Consider the following 22,359-nt stretch of genomic DNA (forward strand, 5'->3'; position numbering starts at 1 on the left):
GATTACTAAGTTGTGCGATACTCCCCTTCAGTTCATTCTTGACCTGTTGATATTGTTCTTCTCGTTCTAATCGGTTTCGTTCTTCATATGCCTCAAGAACAAGCTGTTGTTCCAAGTTCAATATTTTATTCACAGCCAAAATCGCCTTCATTCGATCTTCTGCATTGTAGATCTCCGCTGCAATCAGATCAAGAAGCCGGTTCTGCATATTCTGAAAAGCTGCCATGTACCATTTCGTATCGAGCCCGATATGGCGATGAACGTCTGCGATCCGAATTCGTTTCCCTACAAATTCCTCATTTATTTTTCCATCAAACATTTCTTCGATATGACGCTCGAGCGTTAACTGCAATCGTTCGATTGTACTATGTTTTGTTATGAGTTGCTTTAAATGCTCTACACTCAAAATAACCGAATAAAATGCCTCCGTTAATGATTTCATGTGCGGCAATAAATATGGCTTGAGCTGACGCAGTAAAGTTAGGTCTTCTGTTGTCAATTCGATCACTTCGATCTGTTTATGTATAGGATGAGTTGTGGATAAATGAATCATACCTTGCTCCATTAAATTACCTTCTACGGATTTTGGTGCACATCTATCCACAGTTTGTTCCTTATACCACTTTCCTGCCCATCCTAATAGCTTTTTGCTCATTTCAGTCGCTCTTCCTTCCTGCGCCTCACTTATCGGCCTAAATCCCTATATTACTAGCTCTACATACCTATATGTAAGTTTATATTGTTAGATATTATAGCGCTATAACAGAAATCATGTACAGTGATCTGGAAGGGACTTCTTGAAAGAATATTGAACAAAAGCTGTGTTTTTTGTAAAGCAAAAAGCCCCTTATCCATAAGGATAAGGGGCTCTTATTACCGACTATTGTCGGTAATATCATTATTTAATGATAGTTGCAACCGCACCAGCACCTACTGTACGGCCACCTTCGCGGATCGCGAAGCGTGTACCTTCTTCAATCGCGATTGGAGCGATCAATTGTACAGTAACTGTGATGTTGTCACCAGGCATAACCATTTCAGTACCTTCTGGCAAGTTGATGATACCAGTTACGTCCGTTGTACGGAAGTAGAACTGTGGACGGTAGCCTGTGAAGAATGGCTTATGACGGCCACCTTCTTCTTTAGTCAAAACGTAAACCTGAGCAGTGAACTCAGTATGTGGTTTAACCGAACCTGGCTTAACCAATACTTGACCACGCTCGATGTTGCTGCGGTCTACACCACGAAGCAACGCACCGATGTTGTCACCAGCTTGAGCGGAATCCAAAAGTTTACGGAACATTTCAACGCCTGTTACTACGGACTTACGAGTCTCTTCTTGGATACCAACGATTTCGATCTCGTCGCCGACTTTAACAGTACCACGCTCTACGCGGCCAGTAGCAACTGTACCACGACCAGTGATGGAGAATACGTCCTCGACTGGCATCAAGAATGGCTTGTCAGTGTCACGTTCTGGAGTTGGGATGTACTCGTCGATTTGTGTGAACAACTCAACGATTTTGTCAGCCCATTCTCCGTCTGGGTTTTGAAGAGCTTCACGAGCGGAACCGCGGATAACTGGAGTGTCATCGCCAGGGAATTCGTATTCGCTAAGCAAATCGCGAATTTCCATTTCTACCAATTCCAACAATTCTTCGTCTTCAACCATGTCGCATTTGTTCATGAATACGACGATGTAAGGTACGCCTACTTGGCGAGACAACAAGATGTGCTCGCGTGTTTGTGGCATTGGGCCGTCAGCTGCGGATACTACGAGAATCGCGCCATCCATTTGAGCAGCACCAGTGATCATGTTTTTAACATAGTCGGCGTGACCTGGGCAGTCAACGTGTGCATAGTGACGGTTAGCGGACTCATACTCTACGTGGGACGTGGAGATTGTGATACCGCGCTCGCGCTCTTCTGGAGCTTTATCGATTTGATCGAATGCTACAGCTGCACCGTTACCATATTTTTTAGACAGAACTGTTGTGATAGCCGCTGTCAAAGTTGTTTTACCATGGTCAACGTGACCAATTGTACCGATATTAACGTGCGGTTTCGTACGTTCAAACTTAGCCTTTGCCATTTGAACTAGTCCTCCTTCAATAAGTGGAATAGATATATGTTATAAGCAGCCGAGACACATGACAAGTCATGCGCTCAGCCGATAGCAAATGAATCAGAAGCGAAATTACTCGCCTTTGTTCTTCGCGATAATCTCTTCGGAGATATTCTTAGGAACTTCTTCATAGTGAGAGAGTTCCATAGAGAACACACCGCGTCCTTGAGTACCGGAACGCAATGTTGTGGAGTAACCGAACATCTCGGAGAGAGGTACCTTAGCACGGATAATTTGTGCACCTGCACGAGTATCCATACCTTCGATACGACCACGGCGGGAGTTCAACATACCCATAACGTCGCCCATGTACTCTTCTGGTACTGTAACTTCTACTTTCATGATTGGCTCAAGCAATACTGGCTTACACTTGTCCTTAGCAGCTTTAAGCGCCATGGAACCAGCGATTTTAAACGCCATTTCATTGGAGTCAACATCATGGTAGGAACCATCGAAGATAGTAGCCTTGAGGTCAACCAATGGGAAGCCTGCCAAGACACCGTTCTTCATGGATTCTTCAATACCAGCTTGAACCGCAGGTACGTATTCACGAGGGACTACGCCACCAACGATTTTGTTCTCGAACACGAATCCTGATCCTGCTTCGAGAGGTTCGAAGTCGATCCATACGTGACCGTATTGACCACGACCACCGGACTGACGTACGAATTTACCTTCAACTTTAGCTTGTTGACGGAATGTCTCACGATAAGCAACCTGTGGGCTACCTACGTTCGTCTCAACTCTGAACTCACGACGCATACGGTCGATGATGATATCAAGGTGAAGCTCACCCATACCAGACAAGATCGTTTGACCTGTCTCCTCATCAGTGTAAACACGAAGTGTTGGATCTTCTTCTGTCAATTTCGACAAAGCAGTACCCATTTTATCTTGGTCTGCTTTTGTCTTCGGCTCAACTGCGATACTGATAACCGGATCTGGGAAGTTCATGGATTCCAAGATGATCGGAGACTTCTCATCGCAGAGTGTGTCGCCTGTACCGGTATCTTTCAAACCAACGGCAGCAGCGATATCGCCAGCATGTACTGTAGCGATTTCTTCACGGCTGTTCGCGTGCATTTGAAGGATACGGCCAATACGTTCACGTTTGCCTTTTGTCGCGTTCAAGACGTAAGAACCGGAGTTCAATACACCAGAGTAAACGCGGAAGAACGTCAGCTTACCAACATAAGGGTCAGTCATGATCTTGAACGCGAGTGCCGAGAATGGCTCTTCGTCCGAGGAATGACGAACTTCTTCTTCACCATCTTCAAGATGACCTTTAATATCAGGTACATCAAGTGGCGATGGCAAGTAGTCAACGACAGCATCAATCATGAGCTGTACGCCTTTGTTGCGGTAGGAAGAACCACATACTACTGGGAAGATTTGAACGCTACATACCCCTTTACGAAGAGCAGCTTTCAGTTCTGCAACCGAAATTTCCTCTCCTTCGAGGTATTTCATCATCAGATCTTCATCGAGTTCTGCGATTTTCTCTACCATTTCCATACGAAGTTCAGCGACTTGGTCTTTGAACTCTGCAGGAACTTCTGTTTCATCAACTTCTTTACCCAGGTCATCTTTGAAGATGTAAGCTTTCTCTTCCATCAAGTCAATGATGCCTGTGAAGTCGTTTTCTGCACCGATAGGAAGCTGAATTGCAACAGCATTCGCTTGCAAACGATCCTTCATGGACTCAATAACGTTGAGATAATCAGCGCCGATGATGTCCATTTTGTTAACGTATGCGATACGAGGTACGCTGTACTTGTCAGCTTGACGCCATACCGTTTCAGATTGCGGCTCTACGCCTTCTTTAGCGGAGAACACGCCTACTGCTCCGTCCAATACGCGAAGGGAACGCTCAACCTCTACCGTAAAGTCAACGTGCCCCGGAGTATCGATGATATTTACACGATGGCCCTTCCATTGCGCTGTAGTCGCAGCGGAAGTGATCGTAATACCACGCTCTTGCTCTTGTTCCATCCAGTCCATCGTAGCGGCGCCTTCATGCACCTCTCCGATTTTGTGAGTACGGCCTGTGTAGAACAAGATACGCTCCGTAGTTGTTGTTTTACCGGCATCGATGTGAGCCATGATTCCGATGTTACGCGTATTTGCTAAGGAGAACTCTCTTGCCATGGAATGGTCTCCCTTCAAATTGGGTTTGGTTACTCGAATATCGAGACCAAAACAGCCTTATCCTACCAACGGTAGTGAGCAAACGCTTTGTTCGCTTCAGCCATTTTGTGCGTATCTTCGCGTTTCTTAACTGCTGCACCAGTGTTGTTGGAAGCATCGATAATCTCTGCTGCCAAACGCTCTTCCATCGTTTTCTCACCGCGGTTGCGGGAGTAGTTAACCAACCAGCGCAATCCCAAGGATGTGCGGCGCTCAGGTTTAACTTCGATAGGTACTTGATAGTTAGAACCACCTACACGGCGAGCTTTAACTTCAAGGACTGGCATGATGTTTTTCAGTGCTGCTTCAAATACTTCCATAGGATCGTTGCCTGTACGCTCACGAATGATTTCGAAAGAGTTGTACAAGATCGATTGAGCAACACCACGTTTACCGTCGAGCATGATGCGGTTGATCAAGCGAGTAACAAGCTTGCTGTTATACACCGGATCCGGCAACACGTCGCGCTTAGTAACAGGACCTTTGCGTGGCATGTGAATCCCCCTTTCTGAGTAGCTTTAACTTCTTATTTCTTAGCTTTAGGACGTTTCGTACCGTATTTGGAACGAGCTTGCATACGATTGTTTACACCTGCAGTATCCAATGCACCGCGAACGATGTGGTAACGAACACCCGGAAGGTCTTTTACACGACCACCACGAACGAGAACAACACTGTGCTCTTGCAAGTTGTGGCCGATACCACCGATGTACGCTGTAACTTCTACACGGTTCGTCAAGCGAACACGAGCATATTTACGAAGCGCGGAGTTCGGTTTCTTCGGAGTCATTGTACCTACACGAGTGCAGACACCGCGTTTTTGTGGCGCGCTCAAATCCGTTTCTTCGCGTTTCAAAGCGTTGAAACCTTTTTGCAAAGCTGGGGATTTGGATTTAGTTACTTTATCTTTGCGGCCCTTACGTACCAATTGGTTAATTGTTGGCATGTTGGCACCCCCTTCCCATATTATGACACCTTCACAAATCATTCATCTAAGTCCACAGATCCAGGTGGTTCATAAATGAACAAATGAAATGTCTTTGCCCCAGAATTTCTTCTGTTACAAAAACAATGGCTTCCTTATTCTTCTTCAACGACAGCTGCGACGGCTGCACCTACTTCAATGCCGCATGCCTTGCCAAGGTCACGCATCGTGCTGACATACGTCAACTTGATGCCCTTCTTCTCACATAAGCTTACGACTTTCGATGTAACGTGTTCATCAGCGTCTTCGGCAATGTACACCTCGATGGCTTTATTAAGTTCAACCATCTTCAATGTTTGCTTCGTCCCAATACGAATTATTGCATCCTGTAAACCTTTTTCATTAGACATGAAGCATGTTCCTCCAAAAGTACAGGTCTTTGTCTTGGGCACACTACGACATAATAGCACTTCGTTTACCCAGTGTCAAGCAATTTTATAACTTCTTTTTTAAAACGATATATTTGTCACAAAAATGGAGGTTGGCGCCGTATAGACAGCGCCATCCATCACATTTGAAACCTCTATAGTAGAGCTTACTCCGCTGCGCCAACACCCGCTGTATCTAGGGATTCTTCCGTTACTTCCTCATCAAGCGGATTAATCACTTTAACGCTGCGATAACGGTTCATACCTGTACCTGCAGGAATCAACTTACCGATAATAACGTTCTCTTTCAAGCCGAGCAATTGGTCAACTTTACCTTTGATCGCTGCATCAGTAAGAACGCGAGTCGTCTCCTGGAAGGATGCTGCAGACAAGAAGGAGTCTGTCTCCAAGGATGCCTTCGTGATACCGAGCAAGATCGGTTTCGCAACAGCAGGTTCCTTGCCAGAGAGGATCGCTTCTTTGTTCGCTGCTTCATATTCATGCATGTCAACGAATGATCCTGGAAGCAATGTCGTTTCACCCGCATCGATGATACGGATTTTGCGAAGCATTTGCTTGATCATAACTTCAACGTGCTTATCGTTAATTTCTACCCCTTGGTTCCGGTATACGCGTTGAACTTCCTGCAAGATGTAGTTCTGAACGCCACGGATACCTTTAATACGGAGCATTTCTTTAGGGTCGATAGAACCGTCTGTAATCTCATCACCGGCTTCGATTGCCATGCCTTCGCTTACGCGGACACGAGAACCGTATGTGACGGAGTACACTTTAGACTCTGCCTCACCTTGGACTTCGATTTCACGACGATCTTTCGCTTCACGAATTTCCTTAACCACACCATCGATTTCGGAAATGATCGCTTGCCCTTTCGGATTGCGCGCCTCGAACAATTCTTGGATACGCGGCAAACCTTGTGTAATATCGTCACCCGCAACACCACCGGTATGGAACGTACGCATGGTGAGCTGTGTACCTGGTTCACCGATGGACTGTGCCGCGATGATACCAACTGCTTCACCAATTTCAACGTGCTTACCAGTCGCGAGATTGCGACCGTAACAGATTTTACATACACCGTGACGAGCACGGCAACTGAGTACGGAACGAATCATCAACTTCGATACGCCAGAGTTGACAATCAATTCTGCCTTATCCGTATCGATAAGTTCGTTGCGGTTAACAAGGATCTCCCCTGTTTCCGGATGACGAACCGTTTCGCCAGAATAGCGACCTTCGATACGATCGTACAAGCCTTCGATAACTTCCTTGCCGTCTGAAATGTTGGCTACTAAGAAGCCTTTATCCGTACCGCAATCCTCTTCGCGAACGATAACGTCCTGTGCAACATCGACGAGACGACGTGTCAAGTAACCCGAGTCAGCCGTACGAAGGGCCGTATCCGCGAGACCCTTACGCGCACCGTGAGTGGAAATAAAGTATTCCAAGACCGTCAGGCCCTCACGGAAGTTCGATTTAATTGGCAACTCGATGATTCGACCGGACGGGTTGGCCATGAGACCACGCATACCACCCAACTGAGTAATCTGCGATTTATTACCCCGTGCTTTGGAGTCAACCATGAGCATGATGGAGTTGTAGCGTTCCATCGATTTCATCAAAATTTCGGTGATCCGATCTTTCGTATTCGACCAAACTTCAATAACACGGTCATAACGCTCTTCGTTCGTAATCAGACCGCGACGATATTGGTTCGTAATCACGCGTACTTTCTCTTCGGATTCCTTCAAGATATCCACTTTCTCTTGCGGTACGATAACGTCGGATACCGCGATCGAGATTCCTGCCTTCGTGGAGTACGTGAAGCCGATTTCCTTGATACGGTCCAAGATGACAGAAGTCTTCGTCGTATGGAAAATATCGAAGCAGCGAGCGATAATTTGACCCAGATAGTCTTTACCTACGCCACCTGTTTGCGGAATATTTTCGATTATCTCTCTAATATTCGCGCCTTTCTCATATACGAAATAATGTTCCGGTGTTCCCTCGAACAAATTACGCTTCGTCGGCTCATTGATGTACGGGAAATCTGCCGGGAATATTTCGTTGAAAATGATACGTCCAACCGTTGTAATGAGGAACGCATCTTGTTGTTTTTCAGTAAAGTCAGACTTGCCCAATTCACGTACTGGAATTGCAACACGTGCGTGCAAGGATGCTGAACCACGTTGGTAAGCAGATACAGCCTCATTGACGGAGCCAAAGATCATACCTGATCCTTTAGCTTCCTTGTTGTCCATCGTCAAGTAGAAGGATCCAAGAACCATATCCTGAGATGGTGTTACTACTGGCTTACCGTCTTTCGGGTTCAAGATATTGCCGGAAGCAAGCATAAGAAGACGAGCTTCTGCTTGTGCTTCTGCAGACAACGGAACGTGAACCGCCATTTGGTCACCGTCGAAGTCGGCGTTGTAGGCCGTACATACGAGAGGGTGAAGACGGATTGCTTTCCCTTCTACCAGAATCGGTTCAAATGCTTGAATACCGAGACGGTGAAGTGTTGGTGCACGGTTAAGCAATACTGGGTGCTCGCGAATGACTTCTTCGAGAACGTCCCATACTTCCGGGCTAATGCGCTCTACTTTACGCTTCGCGCTCTTAATGTTGTGTGCCAAACCTTTATTCACGAGTTCTTTCATGACAAAAGGTTTGAACAGCTCAAGTGCCATTTCCTTCGGCAAACCACATTGGTACATCTTCAAGTAAGGACCTACGACGATAACGGAACGACCAGAGTAGTCAACCCGTTTACCGAGCAAGTTCTGACGGAAGCGACCTTGCTTACCTTTGAGCATATGGCTAAGCGATTTCAATGGACGGTTACCAGGGCCCGTAACTGGACGACCACGGCGACCGTTATCGATCAAGGCGTCTACTGCTTCTTGCAGCATACGCTTCTCATTCTGCACGATAATGTCCGGAGCACCCAAGTCAAGCAAACGCTTCAAGCGGTTGTTCCGGTTAATTACACGACGATACAGGTCATTCAAGTCAGACGTCGCGAAACGACCGCCATCGAGCTGTACCATTGGGCGAAGCTCAGGAGGAATAACAGGAAGAACATCGAGAATCATCCAATCTGGTTGGTTACCAGAGTTGCGGAATGCCTCGATTACTTCTAGTCGCTTGATCGCACGGTTGCGGCGTTGGCCTTGTGCCGTACGAAGCTCTTCCTTCAGCACTTCAAGTTCTTTATCAACATCCAAGTCTTGCAACAGCTTCTTAACTGCTTCAGCACCCATACCTGCTTGGAATGCATGACCATATTTCTCACGGTAGCTGCGATATTCCTTCTCAGAAAGCAATTGCTTCTTCTCAAGAGGTGTATCCCCAGGTTCTGTTACAACATAAGAAGCAAAGTAAATGATCTCTTCCAAGGAGCGTGGAGACATGTCCAGCGCCAAGCCCATCCGGCTTGGAATCCCCTTGAAATACCAAATGTGCGATACAGGAGCAGCCAATTCAATATGGCCCATCCGTTCACGACGCACCTTCTGTCGTGTTACTTCAACGCCGCATCGATCACAGACAACGCCTTTGTAACGTACACGCTTGTATTTACCGCAATGACACTCCCAGTCCTTCGTCGGTCCGAAAATCTTCTCGCAGAACAAACCTTCTTTCTCCGGCTTGAGCGTACGATAGTTAATCGTTTCCGGCTTCTTGACTTCGCCACGGGACCAAGAACGAATCTTTTCGGGAGAGGCAAGCCCGATTTTCATAAATTCAAAATTGTTGACGTCCATCAAGGAGCGACCCTCCTTAATCTGTACTTGAGTGTACCGCTCTGTCAGTACACAGGAGCGGAATTCTGTGTTCGAACCATATATGGGCTGGCGGTGGCCGTATAGCAATTCGCTAACGGCCACCGTCCGATCCAACGTTATACGACTTCGGCAGCTTACTCGGTGACGTACTCGTCATCCATGCCGAGATTCAACTTATCTTGCGGAATATCGTCATCTTCATCGATTTCACGCATCTCAATTTCTTCTTCGTTCTCTGTCAAGATCTTGACATCCATACCCAAGCTTTGCAGCTCTTTGATAAGGACTTTGAACGATTCAGGAACACCTGGCTCAGGAACATTTTCGCCCTTCACAATCGATTCATACGTCTTCACGCGGCCGACGACATCATCGGACTTGACTGTAAGAATCTCTTGCAAGGTATAAGCTGCACCATAGGCTTCGAGTGCCCATACCTCCATCTCCCCGAAGCGCTGACCACCGAACTGTGCTTTACCACCGAGCGGCTGCTGCGTAACGAGAGAGTATGGTCCAGTAGAACGAGCATGGATCTTATCATCAACCATGTGCGCGAGCTTGATCATGTACATGACACCAACCGTAACTTCGCGCTCGAACGGGTCACCTGTACGACCATCGTACAAGATTGTCTTACCGTTGCGCTGCATGCCTGCTTCTTCCATCGTATCGAACACGTCATACTCTGTAGCACCGTCGAATACCGGAGTAGCCATGTGCATACCGAGATAACGAGCCGCCATACCCAAGTGAACCTCGAGTACCTGACCGATGTTCATCCGCGATGGTACCCCTAGTGGGTTCAAGACGACTTGAACAGGCGTACCGTCTGGAAGGAACGGCATATCTTCTTCAGGCAAGATACGTGCGATGACACCCTTGTTACCGTGGCGTCCCGCCATCTTATCGCCCTCGGAAATTTTACGTTTTTGGGCAATATAAACACGAACGAGTTGATTCACACCTGGAGGGAGTTCGTCCCCGTTCTCACGTGTAAATACTTTAACATCAACGACGATACCGTCAGTACCGTGAGGCACACGCAAGGAAGTATCACGAACTTCACGTGCCTTCTCGCCGAAGATTGCATGCAAGAGGCGTTCTTCTGCTGTCAGTTCCGTAACCCCTTTAGGAGTTACTTTACCAACGAGAATGTCACCATCTTTAATTTCCGCACCGACACGGATGATTCCGCGCTCATCCAAGTTCTTGAGCGCTTCTTCGCCGACGTTCGGAATATCACGAGTAATTTCTTCTGGTCCAAGTTTCGTATCACGAGCTTCGGACTCGTACTCCTCGATGTGAATGGATGTGTATACATCCTCTTTCACCATCTTCTCGGAGAGCAAGATTGCATCCTCGTAGTTGTAACCTTCCCATGTCATGAACGCGACGACAACGTTGCGTCCAAGGGCCAACTCACCGACCTCTGTGGAAGGGCCGTCCGCCAAGATGTCGCCTTTCTTAACGATATCGCCTTTCTTGGCAAGTGGACGTTGGTTAATGCATGTTCCTTGGTTGGAACGCATAAACTTCTGCAATTTATATTTGACGAGGTCACCTCTGACCTCTTTACCATCAATCACTTCAACCTTGCGAACTTGAACTTCATTCGCTGTAACACGCTCGATGACACCGTCTACTTTGGAGACGATACATACACCAGAGTCTTTTGCAGACTTGTATTCCATTCCTGTACCAACAAACGGAGCTTCTGGTATGAGCAAAGGCACCGCTTGCCGCTGCATGTTTGATCCCATGAGCGCACGGTTGGAGTCATCGTTCTCCAAGAACGGAATGAGCGCTGTCGCTACCGACACAACCTGCTTCGGCGATACGTCCATGTAGTCAACACGTTCCGTAGGCATCGTCAAGATGTTATCAGATTGCTTGTTGTAACGAACGATAGCTGTATCGTCACGGAATGTGCCATCTTCATTCAGCGGCGCATTCGCCTGTGCGACTACATAGTTATCTTCTTCGTCAGCAGTCATGTAATCGATTTGTTCTGTAACCTGCCCTGTCTTCGGATCGACCCAACGATATGGTGCTTCAATGAAGCCATACTCGTTCACTCGAGCAAACGTAGACAAGGAGTTAATCAAACCGATGTTCGGACCCTCTGGAGTCTCGATTGGACACATACGGCCATAGTGAGATGGATGAACGTCACGAACTTCAAAGCCCGCGCGCTCACGCGTCAAACCACCAGGTCCGAGTGCAGACAGACGACGCTTATGCGTAAGTTCCGCAAGTGGGTTCGTCTGATCCATAAACTGAGACAACTGGGAGCTACCGAAGAACTCCTTAATCGATGCAATAACAGGGCGAATGTTAATGAGCGCCTGTGGCGTAATTACGTTCGCATCCTGAATGGACATCCGTTCACGCACAACGCGCTCCATACGGGACAAACCGATACGGAACTGGTTCTGCAGCAATTCACCAACGGAACGCAGACGACGGTTACCCAAGTGGTCGATATCATCTGTGCTACCAATTCCGTGCAGCAAGTTAATAAAGTAGTTGATCGACGAAATGATATCCGCTGGAGTAATGTTCTTCACGGACTTGTCGATATTGCGGTTTGCAATAATTCTAGTGACTTTGCCATCCTCAATTGGCGAGAACACGTCGATTACCTGAACCGGAATATCTTCCGACTCCATAACTCCGCCTGCCACATGATAGGTTTTGAAACCTACATTGCTTTCAAGACGAGGCAGAATTTCGTCCAAGAGACGACGGTCAACAACTTGACCTGCTTCAGCAATGATTTCGCCTGTTTCTGTATCAACAAGCGATTCCGCCAAGCGTTGATTGAACAAACGGTTCTTAATGTGAAGCTTCTTATTAATCTTGTAACGACCTACATTCGCTAGATCATAGCGCTTCGGATCGAAGAAACGTGCAATCAGCAAGCTTCTTGCATTCTCGAGTGTAGGAGGTTCGCCCGGACGCAGACGCTCGTAGATTTCAATCAGAGCCTTCTCTGTTGAATCCGTATTATCTTTGTCCAGCGTATTGCGGATATACTCATCATGGCCAAGCAAATCTAAGATTTGCTCGTCTGTACCGAATCCGAGTGCTCTCAGCAATACTGTAACTGGAATTTTACGAGTACGGTCGATACGAACATAGATAATGTCCTTCGCATCCATCTCAAGTTCCAGCCATGCACCACGATTCGGAATAACTGTCGCCGTGTAAGTTTTCTTCCCGTTCTTGTCAACTTTAGTACTGAAATAGACACTCGGAGAGCGAACCAACTGGCTGACAATTACACGTTCAGCACCATTAATGACGAACGTGCCCGTTTCCGTCATGAGCGGGAAATCACCCATAAACACTTCCTGCTCTTTGACCTCTCCGGTCTCTTTGTTAAGAAGGCGCACTTTCACGCGGAGCGGCGCCGCATAAGTTACATCGCGTTCTTTCGAATCATCGACTGTATATTTGGGTTCACCCAAGCTGTAATCGATAAATTCCAAAACCAAATTACCTGTGAAATCCTGAATCGGCGAAATATCTTGGAACATTTCGCGCAATCCTTCGTCCAAAAACCATTGATACGATTTCTGTTGGATTTCAATCAAGTTCGGAACTTCGAGTACCTCTTTGATGCGCGCATAACTGCGCCGAGTGCGTCGTCCATATTGAACAAGATGTCCTGCCAACTTTAACTCACCCCTCATGTCTACTCACAAAAATGGATTGCGAATCCTTTTCGGTATCCTTTATAATAAAGTCCACGAAAGAGACTCTAAAAACAAATAATATAGTACAAAATGTCAGAAAAAAGAAAAACGCACGTTCACGGCAAAACGCAAATGCGATGGACGCCGTTTTCCCCCGTGTCGCCGTTTCCTGTTGTCGATACAACTACATATCCGATAGACTTGCCCAAAATGTAAACATTATACGTCATTTCGCAAAAATGTATGCATCCTTTCAAAAAAAGGCTTGACATTTGGTCCATGTGTAGACATGGAGTCCATCCTAATACTGACATTTTATAATAATACCATATTGGGCACTCAGAGTCAACTTGGAAATGATTTCTTCGCTTGATAGATCCGATACCCTTTGTCCTTCACAACTAACTCTACGTTATCTTCTCCAAACAACTGCTGCAGCTTCGCTTCCGCTGATGGTGCTCCCTGTTTCTTCTGAATGACAATCCATAGAGAACCTCCGTCCGCTAAATGCTCATAGGATTGTTCAAAGATTCGATGAACAACCTCTTTGCCTGCACGAATCGGCGGATTGGTGAGAATAACAGAATACTGCTCACAGCCTAGCGCATTGAGTCCATCACTCTCTTGAATCGTGACGTTATGGACTCCATTTAGAAGAGCGTTCTCTCTCGCTAAATCTAAAGCGCGCTCATTCACATCTACCATCGTTACTCGTCCGCGCTTAGCCAGCTTTGCAGCTGTTAATCCAATCGGCCCATAGCCACAGCCGACATCAAGAACGGTGGCGTCTTCAGGAATGTCCATGCAATCAATCAGCACTCGACTGCCGTAATCGACACCGCCCTTGGAAAATACACCGGCATCCGACACGAATGCTAGCTGCATACCTCGCAAGGATGCCGTCCATTTCTTACGATCATGCTCTACGTCTGGACGCTTGCTGTAATAATGCCCTGCCATCTTGATCCCTTCCTGTCATGGTGAAAATAAAAAGTGCTATCGTTCATTGGCTAAGATGCGCGTCGAGTTCCCTATTTACACTTCGTATTCGATGACACCTAAGCTAAATCGGTAAGTCGTATCTTAGACAACGAACCCCTTGAAAACAAGTTCCAAGGGGTTCGCACTTTGCAAGCAGAGATTACTTCACTTCTACAGATGCGCCAGCTTCTTCGAGCTTCGCTTTTACTGCTTCTGCGTCTTCTTTGCTTACTTTTTCTTTCAATGGTTTCGGGCAGTTGTCTACCAAGTCTTTAGCTTCTTTCAAGCCAAGACCAGTGATTTCGCGAACAACTTTGATAACGTTGATTTTGCCTGCGCCTGGTGCAGTCAAGATTACGTCAAATTCAGTTTGTTCAGCTGCGCCAGCGTCGCCAGCTGCGCCACCCATTACAGCTACAGGAGCTGCTGCAGTTACGCCGAATTCTTCTTCAATTGCTTTAACAAGGTCGTTCAATTCCAATACGGACATGCCTTTGATGGCTTCCAAGATTTGCTCTTTGCTCATTTGTTAAACCTCCATATTTAGTAAAGTGTATGTTACGCGATTAAGCTTACGCTTCCGCTTCGTTCTTCTCTGCAACGGCTTTGACAGCCAATGCGAAGTTGCGCATTGGTGCTTGGAGCACGCTGAGCAACATGGACAACAATCCTTCGCGGGAAGGCAATGCTGCCAAAGCTTTGATTTGATCCACGTCAACGACGCGACCTTCAACTACTCCACCCTTAATTTCAAGAGCTTCGTTTTTCTTCGCAAAGTCGTTCAAGATTTTCGCAGGTGCTACTGCGTCTTCACGACTGAATGCGATAGCTGTCGGACCAGACAATACTTCATCAAGTTCAGACAACTCAGCTTCTGCTGTCGCACGGCGTACCAATGTATTTTTCAACACTTGGAATTCGATGCCTGCTTCGCGCAGTTGCTTACGAAGTTCAGTAACTTGAGATACTGTCAATCCACGGTAGTCAGCAACAACCGTTGTAGCGCTGCTACGGAATTTCTCAGCGATATCTTGTACAGCTTGCTGTTTCGCTTCGATTACTTTTGCGTTTGCCACTCGTTCCACCTCCTACAAGGTTCTACTTAACACCGCATCCTGTCCGAGATCTTCTACCTACTTCAGCATAAGAAAAGCCCCTGCAGTTTACTACAGAGGCATCACGATAGCACTTGGTGCGCAGACGTGTCAACGACACGCCCCAAGCACTCAGTCTATTTCGAACACCTCGGTAGGAGATTAAGCCTTTCGGCACCTACTGTCTACGGTACGATTATTCAAAAGTTAATTGCACATCATGTGTTAGCAACTCTATTAGCATAGCATGGATAGTCGAACCATGTCAACCACTCACAAAACTTGCCAACAGATCCCCCTAAAGAATAAATCTTAGCGGAAAGATGCTGTGTTCACACGTGCTGCAGGGCCCATCGTGGAAGAAACCGCGATGTTTTTCAAATACACGCCTTTAGCCGCTGCTGGCTTCGCACGGTTCAATGCATCGATCAACGCTTTGAAGTTGTCATGCAACTTGTCTGCATCGAAAGAAGCTTTACCGATTGGTGCGTGGATTTGTCCTGCTTTGTCCAGACGGTACTCGATTTTACCAGCTTTGATCTCTTGAACAGCTTTAGTAACGTCGAATGTAACCGTACCAGCTTTAGGGTTAGGCATGAGACCTTTACCACCGAGGATACGTCCCAATTTACCTACTTCGCTCATCATGTCTGGCGTAGCTACGCAGACATCGAAGTCGAACCAGCCTTGTTGAATTTTGTTGATCATATCTTGATCGCCTACAAAATCAGCACCAGCTGCTTCTGCTTCTTTTGCTTTTTCGCCTTTTGCAAAGACGAGAACGCGTTTTGTTTTACCTGTACCGTGTGGAAGTACAACTACCCCACGAACAGCTTGGTCTTGTTTACGAGGGTCTACACCCAAGCGAACAGCAACTTCAACTGTTTCGTCGAATTTTGCTGTAGCCGATTTCTTAACCAACTCAATGGCTTCCATCGACTCATAAGCAGCATCTCTATCGATAAGCTTTGCAGCTTCGACATATTTCTTGCCACGTTTTGCCATGATTATTTCCTCCTTTGTGGTTTTAACGGATTAACCTCCCACATGCGCCAAAGAAGAACGTATTAGTCTTCTACGACAAAGCCCATGCTGCGAGCTGTACCTTCAACCATACGCATAGCCGATTCAACGGATGCTGCGTTCAGGTCAGGCATTTTTTGCTCAGCGATTTGACGTACAACGTCGCGTTTCACTGTTGCAACTTTTTTCGTGTTCGGTTCACCGGAACCTTTTTCGACCTTAGCCGCTACTTTCAACAATACTGCAGCCGGTGGAGTCTTCGTGATGAACGTAAAGGAACGATCTTCGAATACAGAGATTTCAACAGGAATAATCAAACCTGCTTGATCAGCTGTTTTCGCATTGAATTCCTTACAGAACGCCATGATGTTGACACCCGCTTGACCCAATGCTGGACCTACCGGAGGCGCTGGATTCGCCTTACCCGCTGGAATTTGCAATTTAACGACTTTAATGACCTTTTTCGCCATTTCAAACACCTCCTTGCGCTAGTTATGTGAGGTTCAGGTTGCCCTATCTCACAGTAGAAACCAATAGAAAGATGTATTAGATCTTCTCCACTTGGTGGTAATCCAACTCAAGAGGGGTTTCCCTTCCAAACATGTTGACATGAACCTTAAGCTTCTGCTTGTCTGTAATGATCTCTTCGACCGTACCGACAAAGTTCGCGAAAGGCCCTACCATGATGCGAACCGATTCCTTCAAGTCGAAATCGACTTTTGCTCTCGGATCTTCCATGCCCATTGTCTTTAAGATCTGATCGACCTCTTCAGGCAACAGTGGAATAGGCTTTGAACCAGAGCCGGTAGATCCGACGAATCCGGTAACCCCTGGTGTGTTGCGAACAACATACCAAGACTCATCCGTCTGAATCATTTCAACCAAAACATAACCCGGGTAAACTTTACGCATGACAATTTTCTTTTGCCATCCTTGTTTACCATTTCTTCTTCCATCGGAACAAGAACGCGGAATATTTTGTCTTCCATGCCCATGGATTCAACGCGCTTTTCCAAATTGGCTTTAACTTTGTTCTCATAACCTGAGTAGGTATGAACAACGTACCATCTTTTTTCCATAACTAAGCCACCTTGGGACTTTATTAAATAATCGCTTCGACTATCGCGGAAATTCCGATATCAAGGACCCAGAAATAAAGCGTCATAAAGATAACCGTGGCTAAAACGACGATCGTATAGCTTGTCAGTTCTTTACGACTGGGCCAGCGAACCTTTTTTAATTCACCCCAGCTGTCGGCAAAGAAGGAAAACATCGAACCGAAACTTTGTTTCAGTTTCCCGAAGAAAGCCACGGACTACACCTCCATCAGACTTATCTCGTTTCGCGATGAGAAGTATGCTCGTTGCAGAACTTGCAGAATTTCTTCAACTCAATGCGGTCTGGGTGATTACGTTTGTTCTTTGTTGTCGTATAGTTGCGTTGTTTGCAGTTCGTGCAAGCCATCGTAACGATTACCCGCATGTAGTACACCTCCTGAAGACACCTTAATGATAAGAAGCGTCGAATTTCCCCAAGCAGAAACGGATTGACCATCCTTCTACAGGGGGACAAATCGTCTCTTGTTCGCTGAATAATCCACTCTCAGTCTAATAACCAATCATTTCTTATTCAGTAAATACGTACGCATATTTAGGGCTACCTAAAACACTTTATCACAAGGGGCAAATGATGTCAATGATAAGATGTTGACGCCGTGGGGGGCGATGTCATTCACTCTATCATATCCGACAGCTGCTTGACAAAGGAAAAGATCACTAATGTTCCTAGTCGCTATCAGTATGGTGGAATATTACGTAATCTAAACCTTCATTCTCGTAAACTTTCGATGTAAAATTAATTGCTTTCAACCGGGAACAGTATGTACACAATGAAAAAGAGCCTATCTCCCATACTAGGTTGATAAGCTCCTACATCTGTATTCGACTAATTAACATCCGCTATCCCCGCCATCCCGCAACTCCAAATATCGCTCCAACTTTCGCTTGACTCGCTGCAGCGCATTGTCTATCGATTTGACGTGGCGATCCAGATCAACGGCAATTTCCTGATAGGAACGCCCATCCAAGTACAACATGAGCACTTTCCGTTCCAAATCGCTCAAAATTTCAGACATCTTGTCCTCGAGCCCAACGAATTCTTCTTGATTAATGATCAATTCTTCTGGATCAGACACCCGCGAGCCACCAATCACATCTAGCAAGGTGCGATCTGAATCTTCGTCATATATCGGCTTATCCAATGACACATAAGAATTCAATGGTATGTGCTTCTGGCGCGTCGCCGTCTTAATCGCAGTAATAATCTGTCTCGTAATGCACAGTTCGGCGAATGCCTTGAATGATGCCAGCTTGTCTCCCTTAAAATCACGAATTGCCTTGTATAATCCGATCATGCCCTCTTGAACAATATCCTCACGGTCAGCGCCGATTAGAAAATATGAGCGTGCTTTTGCTCGAACGAAATTGCGGTACTTGTTAATTAAGTATTCGAGCGCTTCGCTATCTCCCTCCCTGACCGCGTCGACTAGCTGTTCATCCGACGAACGATCGTATGAGGAGGTGCTTAATACTTTGAGGTCAACACTCACTAGCAATCCCTCCGGCCTGCAACGCAATCCACCCGTTACATCACAAATGATAGATTCAGTATATATGAATCTATCTATCATCGTCAACCAAAGGAAGCCTTATCCTGTGCGGAATTTGAGCATTATTCCAAAATAAGTCTATGCATTTGACTGCATACGCCAATAATAACGTTGAAAATGACGTTCATGCTCCTGTCCTACTCTCCTCAATCTTCTTCCCCTCGGCGCAGACGTTCAAGCTTAAGCAGTTGTTCGAGCTTAAGCTTGCCTTCAATCGGATTACGCTTGATCGGCTGCAGTGCCTGTTCTCGAATCTTCGTCTCCACCTCGCGCCGGGCCTGTACAATAATGAGTCTCAGTTCACGTGCCGAAATACGAAGTGCACCTTGTGCAAAAGCTACGTTTTGTTCTGTCATGTCCGATGTTGCTACATAGATTTGACGGCGGCGATGCCCAAGCTCCCTAGCAAGCCGCTCGATGCATTCATCCGCTGTCTCTTTCTCCTTCGTGAACTGTACAGAGACTTTACCCTGCATGTATTTGGCACCTAAGCCAGGAACGCGATATGCATCGAACACCACAATTACTCTTCGGCCCGAGTATGCTAGATAGTCTGCAAGCATATTTAACAGTCGTTCTCTTGCTTCATCTAAGTCTTTATCTTTCAGCTCTCTTAATTCCGGCCATGCCCCGATCATGTTGTATCCGTCAACAAGAAGCACATCGCGCCAATCCTGCCGTTCCATACCGAGCAGCCTCAGCCGCGACGCCGGCGCACGACCTCATACATGAAGATGCCTGCAGCTACCGACGCATTAAGCGAGTTAATTTGCCCTGCCATTGGAAGCTTATACAACATATCGCAATTTTCCCGAACAAGTCTGCCCATTCCTTTATTCTCGTTGCCAATGACAAGCGCGATTGGGAGATTGAATACATCCGCTTCATAAATGTCTTGAGTTGCTGTTACATCTGTACCTACGATCCACACTCCGCGGTCTTTAAGCTGCTGCATCGTCTGAACCAAGTTCGTCACCTTGGCTACCGGCACGTACTCAACAGCTCCAGCCGATGTCTTAGATACCGTAGCAGTCAGTCCAGCTGAGCGGCGCTTCGGAATAACAACGCCATGCGCACCTGTGCAGTCCGCTGTACGAAGAATGGAACCCAAATTGTGTGGATCCTCGATCTCATCCAAGAGGATCAGAAACGGAGTCTCGCCTTTGGCCTCTGCTTGAGCCAAGATATCTTCCACTTCTACATAATGATAAGCTGCAACCTGTGCGACAACTCCTTGATGTTGAACCCCCTCGACCATTTGATCGAGCTTGCGCTTATCGACCATTTGAATCACGACGCCAGCTTTCTTGGCTTCTGCAATAATCGGCCCTGTTAAATGTTTTTGTGCATTTTCCGCAATCCATACTTTATTTATCGTTCTCCCGGATTTGAGCGCCTCGGTAACCGAATGCTTCCCGGCAATATATTCTTCTTCTTGCATGCGTATGTGAGCCTCCCGTCTAGATGTTTCCCTTTTACTTTTGCTGCTGCTCTGTCCCATGTGCTTGAACAATCATAGTAACGAATTTCCGCATCCGTTCAAAATTTTCATTCAGATATAAATAGCCGAATAAAGATTCTAGCGCTGTAGCCTGTCTATATTCACTTACGTTCGCACTTTTCGGCACACTGGACTTCGTATTGCGTCCTTGACGAACGACGTCTGCTTCCTCATCTGTTAATATCGGCATCAGAAGCGATAGCGCACGCGCCTGCGCCTTGGCAGATACATACCCCGTCGCTTCACGATGCAGGTGGTTCGGCCGATGATTCGGCTGTGATATAAGATATTGTCTGATGGCAACTTCGAAGATCGCATCGCCTATATAAGCGAGTACAATCGGATTAAGCTGCTGCGGCTGCTTGGTCGGGGCGAAAGGGAACAGCCATGTTCCAGCATCCCCTGACCTTGCTTCTATAGTAGTCGATTGATGTTCCTGTTGATTATCATTCATTGCGTATGCATAAGCTCCTTCGTCGACCATAATGCCGCTGCCACTATTTCCGGCGCCAGCGCACACCCTGAGGCGTATCTTCCAGAACGATCCCCTGCTCGGTTAACAGATCGCGAATTTCATCGGCTCTCGCCCATTTTTTCGCTTTGCGAGCATCATTGCGTTCTTGGATAAGTTGGTCGATTTCCTCATCCAGCAATTCCTCTTCCTTCTCCAATACCAGCCCAAGTACCTCGTTCATCGCTTCAAAGGCATCCAGCAACGCTTCCAAATCCCCAGCTGCAAGCAAATCAGCTTGCTGCAAATACGAATTCGCCTCACTTGCCCATTCGAATACAGCAGTAATGGCATCTGCCGTATTGAAGTCATCCTGCATCTTCGCATCAAAGGTCTCTAGAATGGAAGCTATCTTCACTTGAAGTGCCTCGTTCGCATCTTCCTGCACAGATGGATCTGTATTCAGAGATGCCAATGCATGGCGGACATTCGTAACTGCATTCGCTATGCGGCTAACGCTCTTCTCCGCCTGTTCCATCGCTTCTGCATTGAAGTTCAGTGGGTTGCGATAGTGTGTCGACAACATGAAGTAGCGCAGCGCAGCTGGATCATATTGCTTGCGCAGCTGTTGAACCGTCACTCCATTGCCAAGGGACTTCGACATTTTTTCATTATCAATATTAATGTATCCATTATGCATCCACACATTGGCTAACGGCTTGCCTGTTACGGATTCGGACTGCGCTGCTTCACATTCATGATGCGGGAACTGCAGATCCTGACCACCGCCATGGATGTCAATCGTGTCACCCAAGTACTTGCGCGACATCGCAGAGCATTCAATATGCCAACCAGGGCGACCTTCTCCCCATGGACTAGACCATGAGATTTCGCCTGGCTTGGCTGCTTTCCACAATACGAAGTCAGCAGCATCTTCCTTGCGCTCATCAACTTCGATACGAATACCCAACTGGAGCTCATCCACGTTCTGGCGGGAGATCTGACCGTACTTCGCAAACTCTCTGGTACGGAAGTATACATCGCCACCCGACTCATAAGCCCGACCGCTTGCTACCAACTCCGATATGAAGGTGATGATTTCCTCCATATTATCCGTTACACGCGGGTTATTCGATGCACGGCGAATGCCAAGACCATCATTATCCTCATAGAAAGCCTGAATAAAACGCTCCGACACCTCAGGTACCGTAGATCCAAGTTCAGCTGCTTTGCGGATCAGCTTATCATCAACATCTGTGAAGTTCACGATGTAGTTTACTTCATAATCCAGCGTCTCTAGATAACGACGGACAACGTCAAAAAAGATCGCAGGCCGCGCATTTCCGATATGGATAAAGTCATACACAGTTGGCCCGCATACATACATCGTGATGCGATCCGGATCTATCGGCTGAAACGGCTCTTTCGCACGTGTCAGCGTATTATAAATGTGCAAGGTCATGCAAGTC

Annotated in this window: 20 protein-coding genes, 1 pseudogene and 1 other annotated feature; all 21 genes and pseudogenes read right to left on the minus strand. The window is 46.8% G+C overall.

What is annotated here, in order from left to right; all coding sequences use genetic code 11:
* The coding region (locus tag AZ66_RS07660; protein ID WP_231586779.1) for a protoglobin domain-containing protein at positions 1-655 on the minus strand (655 nt) is incomplete at its 3' end.
* Between the two features lie 243 nt (positions 656-898).
* Entirely contained in the window at positions 899-2,092 is a 1,194-nt protein-coding gene (gene tuf / locus AZ66_RS07665) for an elongation factor Tu (RefSeq protein WP_021252461.1), read from the minus strand.
* Between the two features lie 105 nt (positions 2,093-2,197).
* Positions 2,198-4,273: an elongation factor G gene (fusA, locus tag AZ66_RS07670; protein WP_021259837.1), complete on the minus strand. Its 2,076-nt coding sequence runs from the start codon at positions 4,271-4,273 to the stop codon at positions 2,198-2,200.
* A gap of 62 nt (positions 4,274-4,335) precedes the next feature.
* The gene (rpsG, locus tag AZ66_RS07675; RefSeq protein WP_021252463.1) at positions 4,336-4,806 is read right to left on the minus strand and encodes a 30S ribosomal protein S7; all 471 of its coding nucleotides are present in this window, start codon (positions 4,804-4,806) and stop codon (positions 4,336-4,338) included.
* 32 nt (positions 4,807-4,838) lie between these two features.
* Positions 4,839-5,258 carry a 30S ribosomal protein S12 gene (gene rpsL / locus AZ66_RS07680; protein WP_005544563.1) on the minus strand — a complete coding sequence of 140 codons (420 nt, stop codon included), beginning with the start codon at positions 5,256-5,258 and terminating at the stop codon, positions 4,839-4,841.
* 134 nt (positions 5,259-5,392) lie between these two features.
* Positions 5,393-5,647, minus strand: a complete 255-nt coding sequence (locus tag AZ66_RS07685; protein ID WP_021259836.1) for a ribosomal L7Ae/L30e/S12e/Gadd45 family protein — start codon at positions 5,645-5,647, stop codon at positions 5,393-5,395.
* A gap of 185 nt (positions 5,648-5,832) precedes the next feature.
* Positions 5,833-9,456, minus strand: coding sequence for a DNA-directed RNA polymerase subunit beta' (gene rpoC, locus AZ66_RS07690; RefSeq protein WP_021259835.1), 3,624 nt, complete (start codon positions 9,454-9,456; stop codon positions 5,833-5,835).
* A gap of 152 nt (positions 9,457-9,608) precedes the next feature.
* The gene (gene rpoB, locus AZ66_RS07695; protein ID WP_021259834.1) at positions 9,609-13,151 is read right to left on the minus strand and encodes a DNA-directed RNA polymerase subunit beta; all 3,543 of its coding nucleotides are present in this window, start codon (positions 13,149-13,151) and stop codon (positions 9,609-9,611) included.
* A gap of 366 nt (positions 13,152-13,517) precedes the next feature.
* Positions 13,518-14,132, minus strand: coding sequence for a class I SAM-dependent methyltransferase (locus tag AZ66_RS07700; protein ID WP_044354308.1), 615 nt, complete (start codon positions 14,130-14,132; stop codon positions 13,518-13,520).
* A gap of 181 nt (positions 14,133-14,313) precedes the next feature.
* On the minus strand, positions 14,314-14,679 hold the full coding sequence (gene rplL, locus AZ66_RS07705; RefSeq protein ID WP_044354309.1) for a 50S ribosomal protein L7/L12: 366 nt from the start codon (positions 14,677-14,679) through the stop codon (positions 14,314-14,316).
* Positions 14,680-14,725: 46 nt separating this feature from the next.
* On the minus strand, positions 14,726-15,229 hold the full coding sequence (gene rplJ, locus AZ66_RS07710; protein ID WP_021252469.1) for a 50S ribosomal protein L10: 504 nt from the start codon (positions 15,227-15,229) through the stop codon (positions 14,726-14,728).
* A gap of 61 nt (positions 15,230-15,290) precedes the next feature.
* Positions 15,291-15,456 (minus strand) — a sequence feature (ribosomal protein L10 leader region).
* A gap of 103 nt (positions 15,457-15,559) precedes the next feature.
* On the minus strand, positions 15,560-16,252 hold the full coding sequence (gene rplA / locus AZ66_RS07715) for a 50S ribosomal protein L1 (protein ID WP_021252470.1): 693 nt from the start codon (positions 16,250-16,252) through the stop codon (positions 15,560-15,562).
* A 62-nt stretch (positions 16,253-16,314) separates the two neighbouring features.
* Complete coding sequence (gene rplK / locus AZ66_RS07720) at positions 16,315-16,740, minus strand: 50S ribosomal protein L11 (RefSeq protein ID WP_021252471.1); 426 nt, start codon at positions 16,738-16,740, stop codon at positions 16,315-16,317.
* Between the two features lie 76 nt (positions 16,741-16,816).
* Positions 16,817-17,286 (minus strand): annotated as a pseudogene (nusG, locus tag AZ66_RS07725) (transcription termination/antitermination protein NusG).
* 86 nt (positions 17,287-17,372) lie between these two features.
* Complete coding sequence (secE, locus tag AZ66_RS07730) at positions 17,373-17,564, minus strand: preprotein translocase subunit SecE (RefSeq protein WP_028532522.1); 192 nt, start codon at positions 17,562-17,564, stop codon at positions 17,373-17,375.
* Positions 17,565-17,602: 38 nt separating this feature from the next.
* A complete protein-coding gene (gene rpmG, locus AZ66_RS07735; RefSeq protein WP_019420680.1) occupies positions 17,603-17,752 on the minus strand; it encodes a 50S ribosomal protein L33 in 150 nt (49 codons plus the stop codon).
* Between the two features lie 466 nt (positions 17,753-18,218).
* Positions 18,219-18,878: an RNA polymerase sporulation sigma factor SigH gene (sigH, locus tag AZ66_RS07740; RefSeq protein ID WP_021252474.1), complete on the minus strand. Its 660-nt coding sequence runs from the start codon at positions 18,876-18,878 to the stop codon at positions 18,219-18,221.
* Positions 18,879-19,084: 206 nt separating this feature from the next.
* Complete coding sequence (locus tag AZ66_RS07745) at positions 19,085-19,624, minus strand: NYN domain-containing protein (protein ID WP_021259831.1); 540 nt, start codon at positions 19,622-19,624, stop codon at positions 19,085-19,087.
* 11 nt (positions 19,625-19,635) lie between these two features.
* Entirely contained in the window at positions 19,636-20,379 is a 744-nt protein-coding gene (gene rlmB, locus AZ66_RS07750; protein WP_021259830.1) for a 23S rRNA (guanosine(2251)-2'-O)-methyltransferase RlmB, read from the minus strand.
* A gap of 34 nt (positions 20,380-20,413) precedes the next feature.
* Positions 20,414-20,893 carry a Mini-ribonuclease 3 gene (locus AZ66_RS07755; RefSeq protein ID WP_044354315.1) on the minus strand — a complete coding sequence of 160 codons (480 nt, stop codon included), beginning with the start codon at positions 20,891-20,893 and terminating at the stop codon, positions 20,414-20,416.
* 43 nt (positions 20,894-20,936) lie between these two features.
* On the minus strand, positions 20,937-22,352 hold the full coding sequence (gene cysS / locus AZ66_RS07760) for a cysteine--tRNA ligase (RefSeq protein ID WP_044354310.1): 1,416 nt from the start codon (positions 22,350-22,352) through the stop codon (positions 20,937-20,939).
* Positions 22,353-22,359: the final 7 nt, after the last annotated feature.

This window comes from Paenibacillus sp. E194 (genome assembly GCF_000935845.1).
GTDB classification, from domain to species: domain Bacteria; phylum Bacillota; class Bacilli; order Paenibacillales; family Paenibacillaceae; genus Paenibacillus_B; species Paenibacillus_B alvei_B.

Excerpts from the sequence above, each read along its gene's own strand:
- rplA (WP_021252470.1), bottom strand. The coding sequence starts at position 16,252 with ATGGCAAAACGTGGCAAGAAATATGTCGAAGCTGCAAAGCTTATCGAT.
- tuf (WP_021252461.1), bottom strand. The coding sequence starts at position 2,092 with ATGGCAAAGGCTAAGTTTGAACGTACGAAACCGCACGTTAATATCGGT.
- AZ66_RS07745 (WP_021259831.1), bottom strand. The coding sequence starts at position 19,624 with ATGGAACGGCAGGATTGGCGCGATGTGCTTCTTGTTGACGGATACAAC.
- rplL (WP_044354309.1), bottom strand. The coding sequence starts at position 14,679 with ATGAGCAAAGAGCAAATCTTGGAAGCCATCAAAGGCATGTCCGTATTG.
- AZ66_RS07700 (WP_044354308.1), bottom strand. The coding sequence starts at position 14,132 with ATGGCAGGGCATTATTACAGCAAGCGTCCAGACGTAGAGCATGATCGT.
- AZ66_RS07685 (WP_021259836.1), bottom strand. The coding sequence starts at position 5,647 with ATGTCTAATGAAAAAGGTTTACAGGATGCAATAATTCGTATTGGGACG.
- rpsL (WP_005544563.1), bottom strand. The coding sequence starts at position 5,258 with ATGCCAACAATTAACCAATTGGTACGTAAGGGCCGCAAAGATAAAGTA.
- cysS (WP_044354310.1), bottom strand. The coding sequence starts at position 22,352 with ATGACCTTGCACATTTATAATACGCTGACACGTGCGAAAGAGCCGTTT.
- fusA (WP_021259837.1), bottom strand. The coding sequence starts at position 4,273 with ATGGCAAGAGAGTTCTCCTTAGCAAATACGCGTAACATCGGAATCATG.
- rplK (WP_021252471.1), bottom strand. The coding sequence starts at position 16,740 with ATGGCGAAAAAGGTCATTAAAGTCGTTAAATTGCAAATTCCAGCGGGT.
- rlmB (WP_021259830.1), bottom strand. The coding sequence starts at position 20,379 with ATGCAAGAAGAAGAATATATTGCCGGGAAGCATTCGGTTACCGAGGCG.
- AZ66_RS07755 (WP_044354315.1), bottom strand. The coding sequence starts at position 20,893 with ATGAATGATAATCAACAGGAACATCAATCGACTACTATAGAAGCAAGG.
- rpsG (WP_021252463.1), bottom strand. The coding sequence starts at position 4,806 with ATGCCACGCAAAGGTCCTGTTACTAAGCGCGACGTGTTGCCGGATCCG.
- rpmG (WP_019420680.1), bottom strand. The coding sequence starts at position 17,752 with ATGCGGGTAATCGTTACGATGGCTTGCACGAACTGCAAACAACGCAAC.